The organism is Flavobacterium sp. 83 (assembly GCF_000744835.1).
Lineage (GTDB): Bacteria > Bacteroidota > Bacteroidia > Flavobacteriales > Flavobacteriaceae > Flavobacterium.
The window spans coordinates 262,693-277,485 of record NZ_JQMS01000001.1 but is presented as its reverse complement, the minus strand read 5'-3'; the positions used below and the strand labels follow the sequence as shown (position 1 = coordinate 277,485).

Annotated in this window: 15 protein-coding genes; all 15 read left to right on the top strand. The window is 30.8% G+C overall.

Annotated features, from left to right (window positions below; translation table 11 throughout):
* Positions 1-36 precede the first annotated feature (36 nt).
* The 15 genes from T410_RS01270 to T410_RS01205 all read left to right on the top strand — a co-directional run bounded on the left by T410_RS01270 (position 37) and on the right by T410_RS01205 (position 14,793).
* A complete protein-coding gene (locus T410_RS01270) occupies positions 37-885 on the top strand; it encodes a glycosyltransferase family 2 protein (RefSeq protein ID WP_035667968.1) in 849 nt (282 codons plus the stop codon).
* Positions 882-1,739: a glycosyltransferase family A protein gene (locus tag T410_RS01265; protein ID WP_051929324.1), complete on the top strand. Its 858-nt coding sequence runs from the start codon at positions 882-884 to the stop codon at positions 1,737-1,739. Before T410_RS01270 ends, T410_RS01265 begins: the two co-directional genes overlap by 4 nt.
* Before the next feature lie 4 nt (positions 1,740-1,743).
* Positions 1,744-2,523, top strand: coding sequence for a glycosyltransferase family 2 protein (locus tag T410_RS01260; protein WP_035667966.1), 780 nt, complete (start codon positions 1,744-1,746; stop codon positions 2,521-2,523).
* Positions 2,524-2,537: 14 nt separating this feature from the next.
* The gene (locus tag T410_RS01255) at positions 2,538-3,614 is read left to right on the top strand and encodes an acyltransferase (RefSeq protein WP_051929323.1); all 1,077 of its coding nucleotides are present in this window, start codon (positions 2,538-2,540) and stop codon (positions 3,612-3,614) included.
* 147 nt (positions 3,615-3,761) lie between these two features.
* Positions 3,762-4,754: a glycosyltransferase family 2 protein gene (locus T410_RS16385; RefSeq protein WP_051929322.1), complete on the top strand. Its 993-nt coding sequence runs from the start codon at positions 3,762-3,764 to the stop codon at positions 4,752-4,754.
* A 7-nt stretch (positions 4,755-4,761) separates the two neighbouring features.
* Positions 4,762-5,694 carry a glycosyltransferase family 2 protein gene (locus T410_RS01245; protein WP_051929321.1) on the top strand — a complete coding sequence of 311 codons (933 nt, stop codon included), beginning with the start codon at positions 4,762-4,764 and terminating at the stop codon, positions 5,692-5,694.
* Positions 5,695-5,819: 125 nt separating this feature from the next.
* Positions 5,820-6,749: a glycosyltransferase gene (locus T410_RS01240; protein ID WP_035667964.1), complete on the top strand. Its 930-nt coding sequence runs from the start codon at positions 5,820-5,822 to the stop codon at positions 6,747-6,749.
* Between the two features lie 14 nt (positions 6,750-6,763).
* Positions 6,764-7,957 carry a glycosyltransferase family 4 protein gene (locus T410_RS01235; protein ID WP_035667963.1) on the top strand — a complete coding sequence of 398 codons (1,194 nt, stop codon included), beginning with the start codon at positions 6,764-6,766 and terminating at the stop codon, positions 7,955-7,957.
* A gap of 15 nt (positions 7,958-7,972) precedes the next feature.
* Positions 7,973-8,617, top strand: a complete 645-nt coding sequence (locus T410_RS16855) for a glycosyltransferase (RefSeq protein ID WP_152556919.1) — start codon at positions 7,973-7,975, stop codon at positions 8,615-8,617.
* Complete coding sequence (locus T410_RS16850; RefSeq protein WP_051929319.1) at positions 8,614-9,132, top strand: glycosyltransferase; 519 nt, start codon at positions 8,614-8,616, stop codon at positions 9,130-9,132. The genes T410_RS16855 and T410_RS16850 overlap by 4 nt, the downstream gene beginning before the upstream one ends.
* A gap of 44 nt (positions 9,133-9,176) precedes the next feature.
* A complete protein-coding gene (locus T410_RS01225) occupies positions 9,177-10,070 on the top strand; it encodes a glycosyltransferase family 2 protein (RefSeq protein ID WP_035667962.1) in 894 nt (297 codons plus the stop codon).
* A 105-nt stretch (positions 10,071-10,175) separates the two neighbouring features.
* Positions 10,176-11,342: an acylneuraminate cytidylyltransferase gene (locus tag T410_RS01220; RefSeq protein WP_035667961.1), complete on the top strand. Its 1,167-nt coding sequence runs from the start codon at positions 10,176-10,178 to the stop codon at positions 11,340-11,342.
* A complete protein-coding gene (locus T410_RS01215) occupies positions 11,329-12,204 on the top strand; it encodes an N-acetylneuraminate synthase family protein (RefSeq protein ID WP_035667959.1) in 876 nt (291 codons plus the stop codon). Before T410_RS01220 ends, T410_RS01215 begins: the two co-directional genes overlap by 14 nt.
* A 263-nt stretch (positions 12,205-12,467) precedes the next feature.
* Entirely contained in the window at positions 12,468-13,865 is a 1,398-nt protein-coding gene (locus tag T410_RS01210) for a CDP-glycerol glycerophosphotransferase family protein (RefSeq protein ID WP_035667957.1), read from the top strand.
* A 28-nt stretch (positions 13,866-13,893) separates the two neighbouring features.
* Positions 13,894-14,793: a hypothetical protein gene (locus tag T410_RS01205; protein WP_035667954.1), complete on the top strand. Its 900-nt coding sequence runs from the start codon at positions 13,894-13,896 to the stop codon at positions 14,791-14,793.

The following is a 14,793-nucleotide window of genomic DNA, read 5'->3' as shown; positions in this document are numbered from 1 at the left end:
TCTTAAGAGTGTGTATTCAATTTAATAAAATTTAGAATGTCTAAATCATTTGCAAGCAATACAACTGCAATTATTCCCTGTTATAATGACGGGCAATACCTCATGGAAGCGTTGCAATCCCTTTACGATCAAACACTATTACCAGAAAAAATTATTATTGTAGATGATGGTTCTAATGCAGCAACCAAAAAAATATTAAACGCAATTAATCATCCCTTAGTTCAGATTATTTATCAGGAAAACAAAGGAGTTAGTGCTGCTCGAAATCGTGCCATTGCTCTGGCGCAAACGGGCTATATTCTCAATCTGGATGCGGATGATTATTATGAGCCTACTTTTCTAGAAAAAGCGGTTGCTGTATTTCATCAAGATCAAGAGGTCGTTGCTGTGAGTAGTTATTGTCGCATTTTTAGAGCGCGAACAACTATTGAAATAATAGAGCCTCAAGGAGGAAGATTAAAAAACTTTATAGTAATGAATCAATCAAGAGCGAGTGCCATGTTCACAAAAAAAGCTTGGCTAACTGTGGGAGGATTTGATGAAAAAATGCAGGCCGGCTATGAAGATTGGGAATTTTGGATTGCAATTTTAAAGCTGGGAGGAACTATACATGTGATACAAGAAGTCTTATCACATTACAGAATAAAAAAAGTCTCTAGGGATCAAAACGCATTAAAAAAACATGATTTTGAATTAAGAAATTACATTTTTCTAAAACACAAAGAGGTGTATCAAGAGCATTTGGATTTTTACATTGGGGAATTGTTACGTCAAAATTCACTTTTGAGAAATAGTGTGCACAAGACTAAGAATTCAGTAGATTATACAATCGGGAAATTTATTATAAAACCTTTGCGAGCTATAAAAAAAATATTTAAAACATGATGAGTCCAATAGTTTCCATAATTGTTCCATGCTACAAGCAAGCGCATTTTTTGAAAGAGTCGCTGCAATCGGTCTTGGATCAAACGTATTCACATTGGGAATGTATTATTGTCAATGACGGAAGTCCAGACGATACGGAAAGTATCACTCAAAAATGGTGTGCTCTAGATAGCCGATTTAAGTATCTTAAAAAAGAAAATGGAGGACTCTCCTCAGCCCGTAATGCCGGAATTGCGGTCAGTAGAGGAGCATATATCTTACCCTTGGACGCAGATGATGTTTTGCACCCCGATTATTTAGAAAAATTGGTGCCTATTTTATGTAATGATGAATCTTTAGGAATTGTTTCTTGTTATACTAAGTTTTTTAGCATTGACATTACTAAAACTTCATTCGATTTGACACCTCAAGGAACGCATTGGGGGTATTTATTATATGTAAATCAATTAATAGCTACTTCCCTTTACAGGAAAGAGTGTTGGAATAGAGTAGGTGGCTATGATGAAAGTATGAACAAAGGTTTTGAGGACTGGGATTTTTGGCTCAATATATCTAAAAGAGATTGGAATTATAAAATTATTCCGGAATTCTTGTTTTATTACAGGAAATCCAAACAATCGATGCTAACTGAAACTATCCAAAAGCACGCTGAAGAAGTCAAGCGATATATTTTTATTAAACACAAAGAACTTTATATAAAAGATTTCGATAATTGTATGGAAGTACTGTTTTTTGAGTTGAGTGTACAAAAGATGGGGCACGACAGATTTAAAAATTCCTTTGAGTATAAAATTGGTAAAATAATCACAAAGCCTTTTAGAATTATTTTAAAACTATTAGGAATCCAAAAGTAGCATTATGATTTCGGTTGTTATTAGAAATAAAAATCAATCCGTTGCCCTTTCGTTTTTGTTGAAAAATTTGACAGAACGATATGCTGGTGACATTGCGGAAATTATTGTTGTAGATAATCTGTCAACAGATTCCAGTGAGGAAGTTGCAGAACATTTTGGAGCGCGGTTTGTTACCATTAAAAAATTTAGTTTTGGCGGAAGCGCTAATGTATGCGCGAGAGAAGCTCAATTTCCTATAGTGGTTATTTTTAGTGCGCATTCGTATCCTGTGAGTCATGACTTTTTTAAGTTAATACAAGCTAAATTTGATGGTAATCCTACTTTAGCCGGATTGCGCTGTTTGCATAGTACTAATGATTATAAAAATTTTATCAATAAAATTCCCGCTACAGTTGATCCTAATAAATCGGGATTAATTTTTTCTGGTTCCGCTTTCAGGAGAACAGTTTGGGAAAAACATCCTTTTAGAGAAGATGTGGCAACGTTTGAAGATAAAGAATGGACCGTCAGAGTATTAAAAGAAGGATATGTAATTGATTTTGTGGAGTCGATATTCAGTTATGAAATCAAAAGAAGTCCACAGCAACTTTTTTTTAGATTTAAAAATGATGTGGTGGGTAATTATCAATTGTGGCATCAAGATATAAGTTTATTGCAGGCTATTAAGGGATTCTTGTCTGGTATTTTTTATTTGATAAAATCTTTTGTCTTAGACTTGTGGTATATTTTTTTGCGGTTTTTATATCTGGTTAAATTTATTTATAATAAGCCGGATAAATTCTAGATAAATTTTTAAAAATGACTAAAAATAATAATTTTGATTTCCTAAGGTTTTTGTTTGCACTTTTGGTAGTTGTTTCCCATTCTTATCCGTTGTCAGGAGATAATGAGAGTTCTCAATGGATCTACAAAATTACTAATGGACAACTCGTTTTAGCTCAAATAGGATTAAGTGGTTTTTTTATAATTAGTGGTTATTTTATTTTTCAAAGTTTAGAGCGAAGCAACAGCATTTTAGATTATTTAAAAAAACGTTTTTTGAGGCTTTTTCCCGCTTTAGCGGTAGTTTTGATACTTTCAATTATTTTGATTCCTTTTGTTTATAAAGGAGAAGTGTCTTTTTTTAAAAACATTGAAGTTTACACCTATTTACCATACAATCTTAGTTTGTATGGCTTTCAATCTAGTATAAAAGGGGTGTTTGATACGAATGCCTACCATTCCATTAATGGCTCTCTTTGGACTATTAGATATGAGTTTACATTATACCTAGTATTAGCATTGCTTTTCTTTTTAAAAACACAAAAACAGTTAGTACGTAGTATACTTTTAGCTAGTTTTGCTATTTTTATTATGCTTTATATTTTTTGCCTTAATAGATTTGGAGGTTCTTCTTTGTTTGGATTAAAAGGAATACATATACTTAATTTAGGGACTTTTTTTATTGGAGGTAGTTTGTTGGCATCACTTCAATTTGAAAAGGTAAAACATAAAAGTATTATTTTTGGCATATCGGTTTTGATTTTGTTACTGTCTCTTTATTTTAATTGTTATGATTTCGTTAAGCATATCATTTTTCCTATTGTTATTATAGCATTAGGTTTTATACCCATACCTTGTATACGTACTTTTGGAAGATTTGGAGATATGTCTTATAGAATTTATATCTATAGTTTCCCTATTCAACAAACGTTGATGTACTATTTTAAAATGGATACGTATAGTTTACTTATTTATTCTGTTCTTCTTTCTATAGGTTTTGGTTATGTTTCTTGGCATTTAATAGAAAAAAGAGCATTGAAAATTAAAAGAAAGTTTATTTTAAATAAAAATGATAAAGAAAAATTGGGCTGGGATAAAATTGTAAATGCTTAATTTAACTCGATAGTAGTAATAGGTTATTTCGGCGAATGAAAAATTATACAAATAGAGGAAGTAAAGAGATTTTTCATTGTATAGTAGGTTGTACCGGTTTGAGATGTTGACTTATACTTTGCCAATTCAAATAAAAAGTACGTAATTATGACGGATCCATTATTAACAATAGTAATACCCACTTATAATAGGGATGTTTGGCTAGAAAATTCACTTAAAATTATTAATGAAGAAATACAAGATTTAAACTGGATTATTGAAATAATCGTATCTAATAACGCATCAGTTGACAATACAGAATTAGTTGTTGAAAAATATAAAAAATTATTTCCTTTAGTATATAATTGTAATTCTCAAAATATTGGTGCGATAAGGAATATTAGTAAATGTTTGGAGTTAGCATCAGGTCGATATGTTTGGGTATTAGGAGATGACGACTTTTTGATTAAAGATTTTTTAAAAAAAATGATTTTTATAATAAAAGACAACAAAATCATACCTTTTTTTTTTATTGATATGGTAGTATGGAATCCTATTAGGGAGTATGGATATGGTGATTGTATTGAATATCGGGATTCAATAGATGATAAATTTTTTAATATAAATAAGATTGATTTTGTTGCTCATTCCGAGCTTAAAGAAATAGCTACATTTGAGAAAGGATATTTTAATGCAATATCTAATTTTATTCTTTTAAAAGAAGATTATTTGAAAGCTTTCAAAATTGGGGTTGATGCAGGGGAAGAGTTTACTTCTATAGAATCGACATTTCCTCATTCGTATTATATGGCTAAATATCTTATGAATAAACCATGTATTGCTATTACCACTCATGGTTTAATTTGTTCTAATAAAGTTTCTTGGAAAAAATATTATGAAATTACATGGCTTAAATGGTATCCAGAATTAATAATTTTAATGGTTAAAAATGGAGCTGATAAGAGCGACGCATTAAACGGTAGAAAAATTCTTATAAAGAATAAGTATGGTAGTATGATACCAAAGTTATTCAATGGAGGTGTCTCAAATTATGAATATTTCTCATGGAATAAATTTGTAAAAGATAATTTTTATATAAAAGAGTTTTGGGTTGTAATTTATCGTATTTTAAAAAAAACTTTTAAAGAATCTCTACAATAATTTTATTATGTTCAATCCCTTAGTTTCCATAATAGTCCCTTGTTATAATCAAGGGCAATATTTAAATGAAGCAATTCAGTCAGTACTAGATCAAACATATTTTAATTGGGAGTGTATTATTGTTAATGATGGTTCTACTGACAATACTGAGCAGATTGCTTTAGAATGGCGTGAAAAAGACACAAGATTTATTTATTACTACAAAGAAAATGGAGGTTTAAGTACTGCGAGGAATTTTGGTTTAAATAAAGTCAAAGGAGATTATATACAGTTTTTAGATTCGGACGATTGCTTGGATAGTAGAAAATTTGAAAAATCTATGTATTATTTTAATTTATCTAAGAATAAGGATGTTAAAATAGTTATCTCTAATTTTAAAATGTTTGATAATGATATGAGTAAGCTTTCAGATCCTTATTGTAATTTAAATCTTGAATTTTTTAATTTTGAATCCTTGTTATACCAATGGGAAGACTCATTTACAATACCAATACATTGTGGAATGTTTGAAACCTCATTATTTTATTATTTTAGATTTCCTGAAAATTTGAAAGCAAAAGAGGATTGGGTAATGTGGGTTAGTTTGTTTCAAAAAAAGTATGAAGCAATTTTTAATGATGAATTTCTAGCTTTTTATAGAAAAAATCCCAATAGCATGACAAAGTCAAAGAACTTACTACCAGATTTTTTAAAAGCAATTGAATGTTTTAATGAAATACTTACCCCAAAACAATATAATAGATTGGCAGTTGTTTTAATCTCGAGGTTTTATATTTCGAATTTGGATTATAAAAATAAATTCACAAAAATTAAAGATTCAAATACTTACAAATTAGGTCTTTTTCTTAAGAAAATAGCTAAAAAAATATATTTGTTACCTTTTTTTAAAAAAATATTTAAAAGTATTTTAAACTGTAATTTCATATCTAAAAGAATATGAATTAAAAGTGTTCTGTTGTTTTAGATAATATTGAGGGCTAGATAAGTGAGTAATTTAAATTTTTAAGGATCAAAAAAATAATCTAAAATTGAGTAATGGTAAAAATTTCTAATATAATTTAAAAAATGAATTTTATCACAGTCAGTATTTTTATACTTACCTACAATCAAGAAAAATTTATAGCACAAACTATAGAAAGTATATTGATGCAAAAAACAAATTTTTCTTTTCAATTAGTAATAGGAGAGGATTGTAGTACTGATGCAACTAGAGTTATTTGTGAAAAATATGCCAGTGATTACGGAGATAAAATAATGTTATTACCCAGTCCTCATATAAATATTGGACTTATTGCCAATTATATGCGAACTATTAAGGAATGTAATGGGAAATATATTGCTATATGTGATGGTGATGATTATTGGATTGATGTGTATAAATTGCAAAAACAAGTTGATCTGTTAGAAAATAATCCTAATTATTCAATTGTTCATACTGGAGTGAAATTTCTTTTTGCTAATGGGGAGTTTGAGGATTTTATAAATTTGAATAACTTAAAATACAATAGTTTTGAAGATTTAATTTGTTTTAATTTTATTTTTTCTGTGACAGCTGTTTTTAGGAATGTACAGTTTACTAATCCTTTGCCTGCTTGGGTAGAAAAATACCCTTATGGTGATTGGTCTACTTATTTATGGACGATTAAAGATAAAGGTCAGATCTACTATATACCAGATATAACTTCGGTTTATAGAAAGAATATCGGAGTTTCTTCAGGATTAAAAGATTCTTATTCTATAGATGTAAATATTTTAAAGGATATTTATAGCTATATAAATTGTGATATTAATAAAGAAATACTTTTGATTTGTATTTTTGATAAGGAATGGGGTTTTTTAGTTGAACAAAATGCCAAAAAAGAATATAAAAAAGCTTTTGTTTTGTTTATACGTTTAATAAAACAAAAGAAAGAAAAGTTGTTTTGGATTAAATACTATCTTCATTCATTAGTAAATAATTTTTTTAGGATAAAAACACACCAACTTACTAAGTAATTAATTTTAGAAAATTGAAATCAAAAATCAAAAGCATTGTTTATTTCTTTTATGGATTTTGGAATTTTTTAAGTTTCTTAGTTCTTGATTTAAAGAAAATAAGAGATGCTGAAATAGTATGTTTTTTCCCGTATTATCATACAGGTGGCGCCGAGAAAGTACATTTGAATATTGTAAAAGCGTTAAATCATAAAAATGTTTGTATCATTTTTACATTGAATTCAGCTACCAAAAATTTTCAAGAGCAATTCAAAGCTAATGCTCAATGTATAGAAATAAACCCAATAGTCAATAAACGAAATTCGTTTGTAAGTAGATTGTTAAAAAAAAGCATTTACAAAACGATTAACACATCAAATAATTGTAAGGTTATATTTGGAAGTAATGCTGCTTATTTTTATCAAATACTTCCTTTTATTTTCGGTCAAATCGTTCGAATAGACTTATTTCATGCTTTTAGTAAACCTGATAGCCGAGAATTGGAGGTTGTAAATAGTGTAAAGTATATAGATAAGAGGGTTGTTATTAATCAAAACACTAAAAAAGATTTATTAGAAATGTATGCTCGCAATAATATAGGATTAGAATATTATAAAGTGATTCAAGTTATCGAAAATGGTATATCCATATCAAATCGAAAGTTTTTTGCAAAAGATTATTCTAACATAAAAGTTGGATATGTAGGACGATGGTCTGATGAAAAACGACCTGAAATTTTTCTAGAAATTGCTAAGCAAGCCCAAAAAATATCAACAAAAATTCAATTTTATATGGCAGGTACAGGTATGAAAAGTAATCTTGACAAAATTGAAAATGCAGGTGTTATTTTTTTAGGCGAATTAACAAGTAATGAGGAGCTTTCATGTTTATATAAAGACCTTTCTCTTTTATTGATAACTTCTGAATACGAAGGATTTCCAATGGTAATTATGGAATCAATGGTACAGGGTGTTATTTCTATCAGTACGGATGTTGGAGGGATTAGTGAGCATATAACTAATAATAAAAACGGAATATTAATTAGAAATACTACTACTGAAGAAATTGTCTCAGACTTCATAAAAGCTATTGAACAACTTGTAAGTAATAGAGAAGGAATGCAAGAAATTGGTGAAAATGCTTTTCAATATGCTCAAAATAAATTTGATATAAATTCATTCAATGAGAATTATAAGGAACTTTTTGAAGTAGAAAATAATACATTGTAATCCTAATTTTAGAATATGAAAATCCTCATGGTATCTATTCCTAATCATCATTTTTTTCAATGGGTTGACCAATTGAAGGATTCGGGCCATGATGTTATTTGGTTTGACGCCTCAGATGGTGGTTCTCCAGTTGAAAGAATTAATTGGGTAACACAAATCAAAGGATGGAAATTGAAATGGAATTTCCCGATGCGGCATACTGTTAAGCATTATTTTCCTAAAAGCTATGCGCTACTTCAAAAATATAATGAAAGAGATATAACTACAGTTTTTGAAAATATAATCCAAGAATACCAGCCAGATATTGTACACAGTTTCGAAATGCGGTTGGCTGGATTACCTATTTTAGCGGTGATGCAAAAACATAATTCCATTCCCTATATTTATTCTTCTTGGGGGAGTGATTTGTTTTATTATCCACAACTTGGAATACATGAAAAAGCAGTATCCAATTTTCTTGAAAGAGTCGATTATTTAATCACAGATTGTCAGAGAGATTATAATATTGCTGTTGCAAACGGTTATACAAATGCTTTTTTGGGAGTATATCCAGGAAATGGAGGGATAACAATTGACACAACCAATATAAAAGATAGCCCAAAGCGGAATACTCTTACGATTAAGGGGTATGATGATGGGGTAGGAATGGTTCGAAAGTGATTGAAGCATTAGAATTAGTTCCTATAGCTTTGATTCAGAATTATTGTTTAGTGGTTTATAGTGCAGATGCTTCAATTGTAAATCAATTAAAAAACACGGAATATTTTAAAAGTTTAAGAGTGCGGGTTATTAATAGAGGTGCGTTTATTTCTAATTCGGAATTATTAGCGATAATGGGGCAGTCTGTACTGCATATTGGCAACAGTATTTCAGATGGTATGCCCAATGCTTTACTGGAAGCTATGGGAATGGGGGCATTCCCAATACAATCAAATCCAGGAAAAGTGACAGAAGAAGTGATCGAAAATGGCGTCAATGGTATCTTAATTAGAAACCCATTGGACGCACAAGAAATAGCCAATAGTATTGAATGGGCCATTGTGAATCCAGGAGTGAGAGCACAAGCACAAAAATTTAATATTGATTTGATTCAAAACAAATGCAATAGAATAACTTTAAAAAAAGCAATAATTGATATGTATGAAAAATGTATACTATCAAAGCCTCTCGTTTAGCTAATTTGATAAGCATAAAAAACTATTTATTAAAATAATAACTGATGCAAGTAGCTATACTTATTACAACTAAAGATAGAAAAAAGGATTTGTCTTTTACTTTGGAAAAAATTAATCATCTTATAAATACCCCATCAGTAGAATGTGTTATTTATGATGATGGTTCATCTGATGGGACCTATGAATTTGTGGCTGAAAATTACCCTGCAATAATAGTTAAAAGGAATTCAATATCTAAAGGACTTATTTATTGCAGGAATGAAATGCTAAACAGCACGCAAGCTGATTATGCAATTTCATTAGATGATGATGCTCATTTTATTACAGAATATCCATTGGCAGCTATTTGTAACTATTTTGAATCAAATCCAAAATGTGGTTTGATTGCTTTACGAATATTTTGGGGCTTGTCAACTCCTGTTTCAATTATTTCTGATGAAATTCCAGAGCAAGTACAGGGATTTGTAGGTTGTGGACATGTATGGCGTATGGCAGCCTGGAAGAGTATTCCTAATTATCCTGCTTGGTTTATTTTTTATGGTGAAGAAAATTTTGCTTCTTATCATTTGTTTAAAAAAAAATGGGAAGTACATTATTTGCCAGAGGTTTTAGTTCACCATAGAGTAAGCTTGAAATCTAGAAAAAATAATTCTGATTACACCATTAGATTGAGACGCTCTTTACGAGCAGGTTGGTTTTTATATTTTTTATTTGATCCAATGCAACTTATTCCAAAAAAAATGGCATATTCCCTTTGGATTCAATTTAAATTAAAAGTATTTAAGGGGGATTTTAAGGCCTTGTTTGCAATTGTTTTAGCTTTGTTTGATTTAGCTTGGCACATGCCTTTACTATTAAAAAATAGAGATTCTCTATCCATTAAGGAATATTGTAATTATCAAGAATTGAAAGCCACAAAAATATATTGGAATCCTTAAAATTGGCTTATAGTATTTTTTAAATTTTGATAATTTGAAAAAAAATAATGGATTATTTTAAACCACTAAATCAGTATATTTGGTTTTTCAACAAAAAATAAAATAATGAAAAAAATAGGTATCATTCCACTTCGTAAGGATTCTAAAGGGATTCCGGGGAAAAATAAAAAGAAAATGGTAGGACGGCCCTTGTTTTCCTGGGTACTTACGGAAGCTATTTTTTCTAATTTGGATGCCGTTTACGTGTTTACAAACGATACGGAAATCATTAGCTATATAGAACGCGAATACTATTGGACCAATAAGGTATTTGCCGTGTTACGCAACGAAGAAAATGCTAATGATACTGCCTCTACCGAGAGTACCATGATGGAGTTTTCAGCCAAAATTAATCATGATTATGCTGTTTTATGTTTGCTTCAAGCGACTTCGCCATTAACATTGGCTGAAGATATCAATAAAGTATTAGATAAAATCATCACAGAGAAATACGACAGTGCTTTAACTGTGGTCAATACGCATCGGTTTACCTGGAACAATGATGGAACCCCACAAAATTATGATGTATTCAATAGACCCAGACGGCAAGATTTTGAAGGATTATTGATAGAAAATGGAGCAGTATATGCTACTAAAAAAGAACTTTTTTTAAATTCTAAAAACAGAGTCAGTGGTAACATCGGATTGGTAGAAATGCCAGAGGAAACTTTGATGGAGATTGATAGTTTATCGGATTGGAATATTGTTGAAAATCTATTGACAGAGCGACAAAAAAAGCGCAAGACCCAACAAAGGATTAACTATTTAGTACTGGATGTTGATGGGGTTTTTACCGATGGCGGGGTTTATTACAATGAAGAGGGAGAAATGGCCAAAAAGTTTGATATGCGTGATGGCATGGGGTTAGAAATTTTAAGAGAAAATAATGTGGAAGTGATCACATTGACTTCTGAAAATTCTAAACTGGTGGCACAACGGATGCTGAAACTTCAAATTAAAGAGGCTTTTTTTGGTGTGAAAGATAAATATTCATTTCTGAAGCAATTTCTTGATACTAAAAATAGTAGTTTTGGTGCTGTTGCTTATGTAGGGGATGATGTGAATGATTTGACTAATATGTGTAGTTCTGGGTTGTCTTTTGCTCCAGCAAATGCAACTGCTATTGTAAAATTACATGCTGATTTTGTGCTTGGTACAGCATCCGGAGCCGGAGCAATCAGAGAAGTTTGTGAAATAGTATTAAAGTATAATAAAAGATATGACAGAGTTTAAAAAACCGTACGTAATTGCTGAAATTGGCTGTAATCACAAAGGAGATATGGCAATTGCAAAAGAATTGATAAAGATTGCCAAAATATTTTGTAATGTTGATGCGGTTAAGTTTCAAAAAAGAAATAATACGGAATTATTAACTGAGGAGCAATACAATGCGCCGCATCCTAATGCCAGTAATTCTTATGGGGATACTTATGGTGCGCATAGGGAATTTTTAGAATTTGATGTGAATCAACATCAAGAATTAAAGGACTATTGCGAATCCATAGGAATTACGTATTCAACTTCAGTTTGGGACACGACTTCAGCTAAAGAAATTGCGTCGCTTCATCCAGAATTTATTAAAATACCATCAGCCTGTAACAATAATTTTGATATGTTGGGATGGCTGTGTGATCATTACCAAGGGGAAATTCATATTTCGACTGGGATGACCACTAAAGATGAAGCAGATACTCTGGTTAATTATTTTGTTGAAAAAGGCAGGAATAAAGACTTAGTGCTATACAATTGCACTTCGGGTTATCCAGTGCCTTTTGAGGATGTGTGTTTGTTAGATATTACTTTGCTGAAGCAAAAATATGGTGACACTGTAAAACATATTGGTTTTTCCGGACATCATTTGGGAATAGCTATAGATGTAGCGGCCTACACGCTGGGTGCTAACATAATTGAAAGACATTATACTATAGACCGTACTTGGAAAGGAACTGATCATGCTGCTTCATTAGAACCTATGGGATTGCGAAAATTAGCGAGAGATTTGAGTGCTGTTCATAGCGCGTTATCCTTTAAATCAATGGATATTTTGCCTATTGAACAAGTGCAAAGAGATAAGTTGAAAAATCAAAAAGTATAGGGGAGTAAAGTTTATTGGTCACATAAATAGTTAAAAATATGTACTTTAGTGCATTTCGCTTTAGCTTCTTAAAAATTTTTTGCCACAGATTAAAAAGATTATCACTGATTAATCTGTGTGAATCTTTTTAATCTGTGGCAAATTAAAAAGATTTAACCTTGCAGACTTTAAGTCTGCCAAACCAAATCTACGGATTTTAAGTCCATAGTGGTTTAGTTAAAATATGTTTTTCACATTTTTATAATACGTTTCTAAGATAATTTATGAGTAAAAAAATATTTGTTTTTTTTCCTGACGGAGTAGGTTTGCGCAATTTTGCATTTACTAAATTCAAGGAATTAGGAGAACAAAAAGGACACCAAATTGTCTATTGGAATAATACTGTTTTCTCTCTCAAAGAGGAGTTGGGTTATGATGAGGTAAAAATTGAAACCCATAAAATAAATAGGTTGACCCCTATCTATACCCGAATTCGAAAACACATCGAATTGAATGTTTCTCAAAAAAAATTTAAGGATGATGTGTATCCAACCTATAAATTTCCTTTTAGTTACAACGGCATAAAAAACAGCTTAATTACACTTTATACGAAGTTGTTAATAGGATTGAATTCATCAGAAAAAGGGATTGTCCGTATCCGAAAACGAATCAATAGTTTAGAACGTTCCACGGAAAAATACCAGTATTGCAAAGCTCAGTTACAGCAACATCAACCGGATTTAGTATTTTGCACTACGCAACGGGCCACTCAATCCATTAGTGCTTTATTGGCTGCTAAAGATTTAGGAATTCCTACTGTTGCTTTTGTCTATTCCTGGGATAACGTGCCTAAGGCCATGCAGGTTGTGGAAACGGATTACTACTTTGTCTGGAGTGATTTAATGAAAGAAGAAGTTTTAAAGTATTATCCTTTTGTACAGGAATCCCAAGTTATAGTTACCGGAACCCCCCAGTTTGAACCGCATTACGATAGCGAATTGCTGCAAGAAAGAGCTGTTTTTTTTGCGGAGCATAACTTAGATAGTGATAAAAAATACATTTGTTATTCCGGTGATGATGAAACCACTTCGCCTTTGGATCAGTATTATTTAGAGGATTTGGCCCATGCAGTTCGCAGCTTAAACAGCAAGGGAAAAAACTTGGGGATTATCTACCGAAAATGTCCCGTTGATACTACCAATCGATACGATGCTGTTTTGCGGGCAAATACTGATGTAATTGTTGCAATAGACCCAATCTGGAAACCGATGGGAAAACAATGGAATGAAATTTTGCCCACTAAAGAAGATTTAGCACTATTGTACAATGTTTGTGCCCATTCTGAATTGGTCACCAATGTATGTTCCTCCACAGTTTTTGATTTTGTGGCTCATGAAAAACCGTGTATTTACTTCAATTACGAACAACCTCAATTAAAAAAAGGAATTCGAGACATTGGTCAAAATTATAAGTATGTTCATTTTAGAAGTATGCCCAGCCCAGAAGCAGCTGTTTTTTGTACAGATAAAAAAGAGTTGGAACATTTGGTGAACCAAATTCTAGAAGGTCAATTATCTAATGTTTCTGAAGGGAAAAAATGGTATGAAATTGTGGCTGGTGTAACCCCAACTCAAGCTTCAGAGAAAATATGGAAAAGTATTGACGCTATTCTGGAAAGATAAAAACTGGAGTTATTATTTTTAGTCTACTATGAAAAAATTTGTAATTCAGATTGTTGGAATTTTATCTGTCATTCTACTATTACTATTGGTATTCGATTTTACCTATACCACTATTTATAAAAATGCAAATCCAAGGACTAAATTTCAGTATTTACGAAGCCTGAAAAATACCAAAGTCAATTATGTGTTTCTGGGTTCTTCAAGGGTTGAAAATGGAATTGTTCCAATGTTAATTGAAGATAAAACGAAAAAAAGTGCATTAAATCTAGGTTTTCAATATGCACATCTTGGTGATATTTATTACTTATTACAAATTTTGAAACAATATAATATTAAATCAGATTCAATATTCATTCAAGTAGATTATATGTATAATAAAAATAAAGGCTTTTCAAATAATTTACCCTACGAAATGACCCCATTTATAAGAGATAATTTAATAACAAAGGAGTATTTATTAAATTATGTAGGAAAAAATTTTGGAGATTATTATATTCCTTACGTTAGATATTTTACAAATGAAACTAAAATAGGTTGTAGAGAAGTTTTTACCAGTTTGATTGGAAAGAGAACAAGTGTACTTCAGAATAAAGGCTATAGTTCTTTGCAAGGTGTTGAGCAGGGTAGTAATCATCGCTCTTTACCGGCTTTTATTGCATCAAATAATCAATATTACGAAAAAATAAAAAGATATGCAGTCGCGAATAAGATCAAAATTATCTTTTTTTGCGCACCCTTTTGTAAGCACACCAAAAATTTAGGTTATATCAAAAAATTAAAGACAAGAATTCCAGATCTATATGATTTTTCTAATGCCATACAAGACGACTCCCTATTTGTGAACTGTTTTCATTTGAACGAAATAGGGGCGCATAAATTCTCTGAAATTTTAGTGGAAGAAATAATAAATAATAAAAATAAAATTTAG

Bases quoted from the DNA above. Each gene is read 5' to 3' on its own strand.
- T410_RS01270 (WP_035667968.1), top strand. From the start codon at position 37: ATGTCTAAATCATTTGCAAGCAATACAACTGCAATTATTCCCTGTTAT.
- T410_RS01265 (WP_051929324.1), top strand. From the start codon at position 882: ATGATGAGTCCAATAGTTTCCATAATTGTTCCATGCTACAAGCAAGCG.
- T410_RS01260 (WP_035667966.1), top strand. From the start codon at position 1,744: ATGATTTCGGTTGTTATTAGAAATAAAAATCAATCCGTTGCCCTTTCG.
- T410_RS01255 (WP_051929323.1), top strand. From the start codon at position 2,538: ATGACTAAAAATAATAATTTTGATTTCCTAAGGTTTTTGTTTGCACTT.
- T410_RS16385 (WP_051929322.1), top strand. From the start codon at position 3,762: ATGACGGATCCATTATTAACAATAGTAATACCCACTTATAATAGGGAT.
- T410_RS01245 (WP_051929321.1), top strand. From the start codon at position 4,762: ATGTTCAATCCCTTAGTTTCCATAATAGTCCCTTGTTATAATCAAGGG.
- T410_RS01240 (WP_035667964.1), top strand. From the start codon at position 5,820: ATGAATTTTATCACAGTCAGTATTTTTATACTTACCTACAATCAAGAA.
- T410_RS16855 (WP_152556919.1), top strand. From the start codon at position 7,973: ATGAAAATCCTCATGGTATCTATTCCTAATCATCATTTTTTTCAATGG.
- T410_RS01225 (WP_035667962.1), top strand. From the start codon at position 9,177: ATGCAAGTAGCTATACTTATTACAACTAAAGATAGAAAAAAGGATTTG.
- T410_RS01220 (WP_035667961.1), top strand. From the start codon at position 10,176: ATGAAAAAAATAGGTATCATTCCACTTCGTAAGGATTCTAAAGGGATT.
- T410_RS01215 (WP_035667959.1), top strand. From the start codon at position 11,329: ATGACAGAGTTTAAAAAACCGTACGTAATTGCTGAAATTGGCTGTAAT.
- T410_RS01210 (WP_035667957.1), top strand. From the start codon at position 12,468: ATGAGTAAAAAAATATTTGTTTTTTTTCCTGACGGAGTAGGTTTGCGC.
- T410_RS01205 (WP_035667954.1), top strand. From the start codon at position 13,894: ATGAAAAAATTTGTAATTCAGATTGTTGGAATTTTATCTGTCATTCTA.